Raw genomic sequence first — 6,130 nt, 5'->3', positions numbered from 1 at the left:
CCGCACTGTCGATGCAGGCGGCCAGCGCCGGCCCGACGGATACGGATCCCTATGGCGTGGAGCCGTACCGGTCATGCGGGGACAGGCTCGTCACGGGCCTGCCCGAAGCGGTCGATTCACTGGATGCGCTGGATGCGCGGATGCCCGCCGTGCCGCCTGGAAAGGAAGCATTCTTCGGGCACGAGGATCCGCACATCTTCGAGGCACATGACCCGAAGCGGGCGGCGGAACTGTTTGGTGATCCTTACTATCCGCTCTGGACGCTGCACCGGAGAATCCGCGCGCTGGCCAGCGATGTGCGGCAGTTCGGGAAGGACCCGCAGCGTCCGTTGCCGGCGGCCCGGGAGCTGTGGCTGACGGGCAGACTGATGCAGGGCTTCGTTGGCGCGATGGGCGCGCTGGTGATCGCGGCGACCACGCACGCGCGGGAAGACGGTCCGGATTCGCCGCTGCTCCTGACTGATGAACAGGTCGTGACGTACCAGCAGAATCTGGAGGGGATCGCCATGTACGTCACGGAGTACGGCCGTTGCCGCGCGAAGCTGGAGACCGGCGGCATGCCTGGTGCGGCCAGCGGCGTGAGCGGGCAAGGAGCAGGGGCCAGCCGGTGAGAGAAAAGGCCCGCCCGCGCGTGCCGCGCCCGGATGGAATGCCGCTGCCGGCGGGCGCCGCGCGCTCCATTTCGCCGTGGAATCACCTCGCGCTGATAGCGGTGCGGGCCGGACAGACCACGCCCGACACGATCCTCACGCTGCTGCGCGTGCTGTAATGACGTTTTTCATGTCCGGCAGCGACTGCGCCGCGGATGACATCGAGCTGCTTCTGACAGTCGAGACCATCTTCAACAACTGCATTCTCCGGGCCGCGCGCGGCGATGGCTGGCAGCTGCCGGCGGACCAGCTGCCAGCCATCGAACAGGTTGTGCTGCTTCACGAGAGGGTACTGGCAGTGGTGCCGCAATACCGTTACCGGCTGGCATGCCAGCGGCTCGAATGGTTCGTGCACTCCCGGCGGGTGTCGCCGCTGCCGGGCAGCCGGCTCACGCCGACCGGCGAATGAATGGCGCGCGCGCCCCGCACACGGCCGGCAGCCGGCGAACATGAAGCATGACGAAGACGTACAGGGAACTGCTGGCCGAGCTGCGCGTGCTGGACGCGCGCATCGCGGCCGAACGGGAAGTCCTGCGTAACGAGGCGCTCGCGACGATCCGCGGGCTGATGACGGAGTTTCGCATCACGCCGGAAGATCTGATGGCGCCCCGCGGCCGGGGGATGGACGGCTCCCCGCCGGCGAAATACCGGGACCCCGTGAGTGGCGCGACGTGGAGCGGCAGGGGGCGGGCGCCAGCCTGGATCGCGGGGCGCGACCGCGCCGCATTCGCGATCTGACTGGCCAGCCGCGGAACGGCCCCACCGGTCGTTTCCGCGAAATTAATAAGCAACCCTGAATGTCGGCGAATCCTCGGGCCGGCTCCTGCGGCGGTCATAGAGGCGCGTGGTGGCGATGTTGGCGTGACCGAGCCATTCCTGAACCTTCGCGATGTCGGCCTCGTGGTCGAGCGCGTTGGTGGCCGCCGTCGCGCGCAGGCCATGCACGCCCAGTCCCTCGACGGCGATCCCGGCCTGTGCCGCATACGCGCACACCACCCGGTAGACGCCATCGGGCGTGATGGCCGCTCCGGTGGCCCGCTTCACGGGCTGGAACAGCGGCGCCGCCGGCAGGCCGCCATGGCCCGCCGCTTCCAGATACGCGTGGATGCGCTCCGCCGTGCCCGGATGCAGCGGCAGGTAGCGGATCTTGCTGCCCTTGCCGTGCACGCGCAGGTGGAGCACACCGCGGCGGGCGTGCACGTCGCGCACGGTGAGGCGGCACACCTCTTCCCGGCGCAGGCCGTGAAAGAGCAGCACCGAGAGCAGCGCACGGTCGCGCAGGCCTTTCAGGGTCGATGCGTCGGGCGCGTCGAGCAGCGCGCGGGCCTGATGGTCGCCGAGCGCCGGCGTTTTTCCCTCATGGCTGTCCATCTTCGGCCGCTTCGCGCCCCTGACCGGGTTGGCGTCGACGGCGTTTTTCTCGCACAGGTAGTCGAACAGCGACGAGAGCGCGGCGAGCTTGCGGCGGATGGTGGCGCCCGACAGCGCGCGATCCTCGAGCACCTTGCGCCAGGCGAGCACGTGCGCGCGCGTGACCACGCGGAATTCCTCGGGCCGCGCGATGCCCGTGAAGGCCATGAAGTCGCGCAGGTCGTTGCGGTAGGCGCGGCGCGTGTGCGGGTTATCGAGATTGGCGAACCACTCGGTCTCGGGCGGCACGGCCGCGAGGGCATGGAAATGCGCGGCGCTCAGGCGCCGCCCTTCGGACGGGGCCGGTACGGGAAGCTCAGACATCGGTGCTCTCCAGCGCGAGGCCGTGGCGGCGGATCGCGGCCACGAGTTCGGCCGGCGTGATGGCGAAGCGTCGCTCGCGGGGGCTGCCGGGACGGCGCAGGTCGGCATCGGTGAGCAGCAGGTTGCCGTCGATGGTGGCCTCGAGACGCACGGCGCGGCGGACCTGGCGTGCCGCGTCGAGTTCGGTGAGCAGATGCAGCGCGCCGTGGGCGCCACGCAAGGTTGTCATGAAGGCGTTCTCCCGCAAAGTCTCACCGTGAGGGTGGCCGTCGTGGTGGCCACCGGTGCGTCAGTATTCTCTTGATAACGGTTTTTATCAAGAGTAAAAGGTGCCATGCCCGGATGGGGGTTTACCTCGGTCACGATTAATTAGTTAGTTTATTTCTTTGTTTGTTGATGCAATGGCGCCATCCAGTCCCCGGAGTCCACCATGCGCCCCGCCGAATACACCCGCGAACAGATCATCGAGGCCGGTCTCGCCCTGCGCGAGGCGGCCCGCAACGTCACCGGCTTCGCGCTGCGCCAGCGCCTGGGCGGTGGCAACCCGAACCGCCTCAAGCAGGTGTGGGACGAGCACGTCGCCGCCCAGGCGGCCACCCCGGCCCAGCCCGTGGCCGAACTGCCGGTCGAGGTCGCGGAACAGGTGGCCACCGTCACGGCCGGGCTGACCGCGCGGCTCGCCGCGCTCGCCACGGACCTCAACGACCGGGCGGTCAAGGCCGCTGAGCGGCGCGTGGCCGAGGTGGTACGCGCGGCGGGCGAGCAGCGTGAACAGGCGGAGCGCGAGCTGGCCGACGCCGCCACCACCGTTGACGACCTCGAGGGCCGGCTGGAGGCGGCCAAGGCCGGGGGCGAGGCGCTGGAACAGCGGCTCGCGGACACCCAGGCGGAAAGGCAGGCGCTCGCGGTTGAACTCGCGCAGCTGCGCGGGCGGCTGGCGGCCGCTGCCGAACAGGCCAGGCGGCGGCGGAACAGCACGCCGCGGAGCTGGCCGCGGCGCGCGAGGAAGCCGCGCGGCTGCGGGCGGAACTCGACGACAGCCGGCGTGAGGCGGCGGCGAAGCTGGAAACCGCGCGCGCGGAGCTTGCGGAGACGCGTGCCCAGGCGAAGGCCGCCGCGCAGACGCACGCGGAGCAGCGCCGGCTGGCGGCCGAGGAGGCGCACCGGCAGGCGGAACGGTTCACGCAGATGCAGGCCGGGCGCGACGCCGCGCGCGGGGAAGCGGCCCGGGAGCGCGAGGAGGCCGCCAGGCAGGCCGGCCGGCTCGAGGCGCTTGCCGCCCAGAACGCGGAACTGCTGGCCGCGCTGCGTGACCGGCCTGCTGGCCCGGCGGCGCCTGACGGCGCGTGATCGTGATTCGCCGCGGGTCTTACGTCAAATCCTCGTGAGGAACAAAAAAAGCACCGTCGCCAGTGCTTTCTGGGTACTGCCTCAGTCGTAGTGGTACCGGCACTGCATCACGTAGATGATGCCGTCCTGGACGATGTACACCAGGCGGTCAGCTTTGGTGATACGACGTGACCAGAAACCGGTCAGGTCGCCTTTCAGGGGCTCCGGCTTACCGGTGCCCCTGAAAGGATCCCGGGAGACTTCCTCAATCAAACCGTTGATCTCGGCGACGATTGCGAGGTCTTTTTCCTGCCAGTACAGGTAATCGTCCCAGGCGTTCGTCGACCATGCAACCTTGCAGTTACTTACCGCTGCGGCTTTGTTTTTAGCCTTCTTCTTCTGTGTCATGTGTCAGCAATTCCTTTACAAAGGTCTTGCCGGCCTTGAACTCAGCAATGGACTGGCGCAGTCGATCCGCGTTCGTCGGGGTGCCCAGCAGATGCAGGGTTTCCTGCAGGCTGTTGTAGTCCTCCAGCGAAATCATGACGACATGTTCCCCACGCTGACGGGTGATCACTGTCGGTTCGTGATCCTTGCACACCGCATCCAGAGCCTGCTTAAAGCCGGCTCGCGCCTCACTAAAAGTCAGGATGTTCATCTCTTCTCACTTGCCTGCTACCCGGTTCGGGCACAGGCGTTCTACGTTCACGCTCCAGACCGAAATGGCCAGAGCGGCGTTTTCGCCGTCCCGAGTTTGATGGGGACGACATCCAGTGAAGGCGTTACGCGCCTTATCGCTTACGCATTCCTGTTGCCCAGGGTCGACCCTAACGAGGGTAGGCGAATGCATGCGGCATTGTACATAGTACTGTACTATGTTGCAAGTTGTCCGTGCGCAGGCCGTGATTCTGGCGGATCCTGGCAGGTACACCGTGAGCCGCGCGATGTCCCGCAGGAAGGCGTCAGCCGGGCGCCTTCGCACAGGGGCGGATGTTCAAGGACGGCGACGTGTTCCCGCCGGCGGTCGGTCGCGGTGGACAGGAAGGCCCTGTGACGTGGATCGTGCTGATGCGAGAGGATGTTGGGGGCAACATCGGCTGAAAATCCACGCTGGCAAAGCCCTTAAAAATGAAACAAGGGGTAAAGGGCACACGGGCCAAAAATTGGCCCCGAAAATTCACCTCGATGCGGATTGTCTGTGGATAACCTGGCGGCTAATAAGGGCGCGCTGCGGAGCGCGGAAACATCGCCCGCACCATCGGGCATCGGCGGTGAACCGTGTTGATTGACGCCAACGGACGTACCAGGCGTGGAAATGAAAACGCCGGGCCCGAACGGTGTGGGAGCCGGCGTGCAGGATCACTTCTTGCCGTAGGTCGCGTCGTGATCGGGCTCGATCGTCAGGAAGCGGAGCGTGGCGCCGTCGCGATAGGCGGTCGCGCGACGCGCCTGCGTGATGCGCAGCGAGTACAGCGCGTCGATGCCGGCCGGCGGCGTCACGCTCGTGATCTTTTCCCACTTCAGCCCGGGGTCCCGGTACAGCTGGTCCCAGCTCAACTGCAGCAGCTTCCTGAGGGTTCCGAGGACCCGTGATGCCTCGGTCTTGTCCAGCTCGACCCACTGACGCTGGAAGACCGGATTATTCAGATCCACCTTTACGACGTCGTTTTTCTTGTGCATGTCGCAGCTCTTCGAAAAGGGCGTCAGGGTCGGATTCTTGCGGCGGATTGGCTTGCGTCCACGCGAGTGCTGCCTGCAGGTCACGTTGTGCCTGAGGCGCATGCAGCCACGCTTCGTTTTCGGGGATCACGACGGCGGTGCGCACGAGCCACACCCCCGGCTCGCGCTCTTCGATGAGCACCTGCCGGCCGGCGAATTCCTTGCCAAGCGAAATCTGACCGCTCGAACCGACGACCTTGACACTGGTCTTGTGTTCAAACGTGTTCATGGCCGGTTTCGTCCTGGTTAATTGAGTACGGCGCACGCTCTCACCTGTTCTCCTGTATGCCCAAACGGTGCGCGGCGTTTCGGCGGTTGACTGATCCATGGTGTTACGTTGACGCGGGAGCATCGCTCCCGATCTGTATAAACAGGCACCGGCTAGCGCCTCGCATAGACTATAGCATAAATGCACGAATGCACAACGGCATGAATGCATGAAGGTGCAGGAGTGCGGTCCGGACAGGGATCCATTACGCCTCTACCTATATGTGATAATGGCACGCCATAGGGCGGGCTCGACAGGCTCCATTACTTCAATTGCACGTGAAGCGGCGCGATGCGCTCGACCATGCCGGCGTCGATCAGCGCGGCAAGGGCCGCATCGAACGTCGAACGCGCGGAACACATGCCGTACCACTGGCACAACCGCGTTTCAGGCAGGTTTTCGCGTATCGCCGGACGGGGCATCGAGAACC

The 6,130-nt window shown here is 66.2% G+C and carries 11 protein-coding genes; 4 read left to right on the top strand and 7 right to left on the bottom strand.

Annotated elements, in window-relative coordinates:
- The 3 genes from PKKP23_RS33865 to PKKP23_RS31510 all read left to right on the top strand — a co-directional run.
- A partial coding sequence (locus PKKP23_RS33865; RefSeq protein ID WP_161978175.1) for a hypothetical protein occupies positions 1 to 611 on the top strand: 611 nt, incomplete at its 5' end.
- A gap of 169 nt (positions 612 to 780) precedes the next feature.
- A complete protein-coding gene (locus PKKP23_RS31515; protein WP_126879798.1) occupies positions 781 to 1,059 on the top strand; it encodes a hypothetical protein in 279 nt (92 codons plus the stop codon).
- A 47-nt stretch (positions 1,060 to 1,106) separates the two neighbouring features.
- A complete protein-coding gene (locus PKKP23_RS31510; protein WP_126879797.1) occupies positions 1,107 to 1,388 on the top strand; it encodes an H-NS histone family protein in 282 nt (93 codons plus the stop codon).
- Between the two features lie 42 nt (positions 1,389 to 1,430).
- Here PKKP23_RS31510 and PKKP23_RS31505 read toward each other — a convergent pair whose 3' ends face one another.
- Positions 1,431 to 2,384, bottom strand: coding sequence for a tyrosine-type recombinase/integrase (locus PKKP23_RS31505; RefSeq protein ID WP_126879796.1), 954 nt, complete (start codon positions 2,382 to 2,384; stop codon positions 1,431 to 1,433).
- Positions 2,377 to 2,613 (bottom strand): hypothetical protein, encoded by a 237-nt coding sequence (locus PKKP23_RS31500; protein ID WP_126879795.1) that lies wholly within the window; start codon positions 2,611 to 2,613, stop codon positions 2,377 to 2,379. Before PKKP23_RS31500 ends, PKKP23_RS31505 begins: the two co-directional genes overlap by 8 nt.
- Before the next feature lie 201 nt (positions 2,614 to 2,814).
- Here PKKP23_RS31500 and PKKP23_RS31495 point away from each other — a divergent pair, with 201 nt between their 5' ends.
- Positions 2,815 to 3,825, top strand: coding sequence for a DNA-binding protein (locus PKKP23_RS31495; protein WP_205703025.1), 1,011 nt, complete (start codon positions 2,815 to 2,817; stop codon positions 3,823 to 3,825).
- On the opposite strand, the gene PKKP23_RS31490 is transcribed toward PKKP23_RS31495, so the two are convergent.
- The 5 genes from PKKP23_RS31490 to PKKP23_RS33860 form a co-directional block, all read right to left on the bottom strand.
- A complete protein-coding gene (locus PKKP23_RS31490; RefSeq protein ID WP_126879794.1) occupies positions 3,816 to 4,121 on the bottom strand; it encodes a Txe/YoeB family addiction module toxin in 306 nt (101 codons plus the stop codon). The genes PKKP23_RS31495 and PKKP23_RS31490 overlap by 10 nt on opposite strands.
- Positions 4,099 to 4,371 (bottom strand): type II toxin-antitoxin system Phd/YefM family antitoxin, encoded by a 273-nt coding sequence (locus PKKP23_RS31485; protein ID WP_081061912.1) that lies wholly within the window; start codon positions 4,369 to 4,371, stop codon positions 4,099 to 4,101. Before PKKP23_RS31485 ends, PKKP23_RS31490 begins: the two co-directional genes overlap by 23 nt.
- Positions 4,372 to 5,072: 701 nt before the next feature.
- Entirely contained in the window at positions 5,073 to 5,393 is a 321-nt protein-coding gene (locus PKKP23_RS31480) for a hypothetical protein (protein WP_126879793.1), read from the bottom strand.
- The gene (locus tag PKKP23_RS31475) at positions 5,353 to 5,661 is read right to left on the bottom strand and encodes a hypothetical protein (protein WP_126879792.1); all 309 of its coding nucleotides are present in this window, start codon (positions 5,659 to 5,661) and stop codon (positions 5,353 to 5,355) included. The genes PKKP23_RS31480 and PKKP23_RS31475 overlap by 41 nt, the downstream gene beginning before the upstream one ends.
- 302 nt (positions 5,662 to 5,963) lie before the next feature.
- Positions 5,964 to 6,122: a hypothetical protein gene (locus PKKP23_RS33860; RefSeq protein WP_161978174.1), complete on the bottom strand. Its 159-nt coding sequence runs from the start codon at positions 6,120 to 6,122 to the stop codon at positions 5,964 to 5,966.
- Positions 6,123 to 6,130 lie beyond the last annotated feature (8 nt).

It is taken from the genome of Paraburkholderia kururiensis JCM 10599 = LMG 19447 (genome assembly GCF_003986935.1).
Lineage (GTDB): Bacteria > Pseudomonadota > Gammaproteobacteria > Burkholderiales > Burkholderiaceae > Paraburkholderia > Paraburkholderia kururiensis.
The sequence above is the reverse complement of the archived record's forward strand: the minus strand, read 5'-3'. Positions and strand labels throughout refer to the sequence as shown.

Bases quoted from the DNA above. Each gene is read 5' to 3' on its own strand.
- PKKP23_RS31515 (WP_126879798.1), top strand. From the start codon at position 781: ATGTCCGGCAGCGACTGCGCCGCGGATGACATCGAGCTGCTTCTGACA.
- PKKP23_RS31485 (WP_081061912.1), bottom strand. From the start codon at position 4,371: ATGAACATCCTGACTTTTAGTGAGGCGCGAGCCGGCTTTAAGCAGGCT.
- PKKP23_RS31505 (WP_126879796.1), bottom strand. From the start codon at position 2,384: ATGTCTGAGCTTCCCGTACCGGCCCCGTCCGAAGGGCGGCGCCTGAGC.
- PKKP23_RS31495 (WP_205703025.1), top strand. From the start codon at position 2,815: ATGCGCCCCGCCGAATACACCCGCGAACAGATCATCGAGGCCGGTCTC.
- PKKP23_RS31475 (WP_126879792.1), bottom strand. From the start codon at position 5,661: ATGAACACGTTTGAACACAAGACCAGTGTCAAGGTCGTCGGTTCGAGC.
- PKKP23_RS31500 (WP_126879795.1), bottom strand. From the start codon at position 2,613: ATGACAACCTTGCGTGGCGCCCACGGCGCGCTGCATCTGCTCACCGAA.
- PKKP23_RS31490 (WP_126879794.1), bottom strand. From the start codon at position 4,121: ATGACACAGAAGAAGAAGGCTAAAAACAAAGCCGCAGCGGTAAGTAAC.
- PKKP23_RS33860 (WP_161978174.1), bottom strand. From the start codon at position 6,122: ATGCCCCGTCCGGCGATACGCGAAAACCTGCCTGAAACGCGGTTGTGC.
- PKKP23_RS31510 (WP_126879797.1), top strand. From the start codon at position 1,107: ATGACGAAGACGTACAGGGAACTGCTGGCCGAGCTGCGCGTGCTGGAC.
- PKKP23_RS31480 (WP_126879793.1), bottom strand. From the start codon at position 5,393: ATGCACAAGAAAAACGACGTCGTAAAGGTGGATCTGAATAATCCGGTC.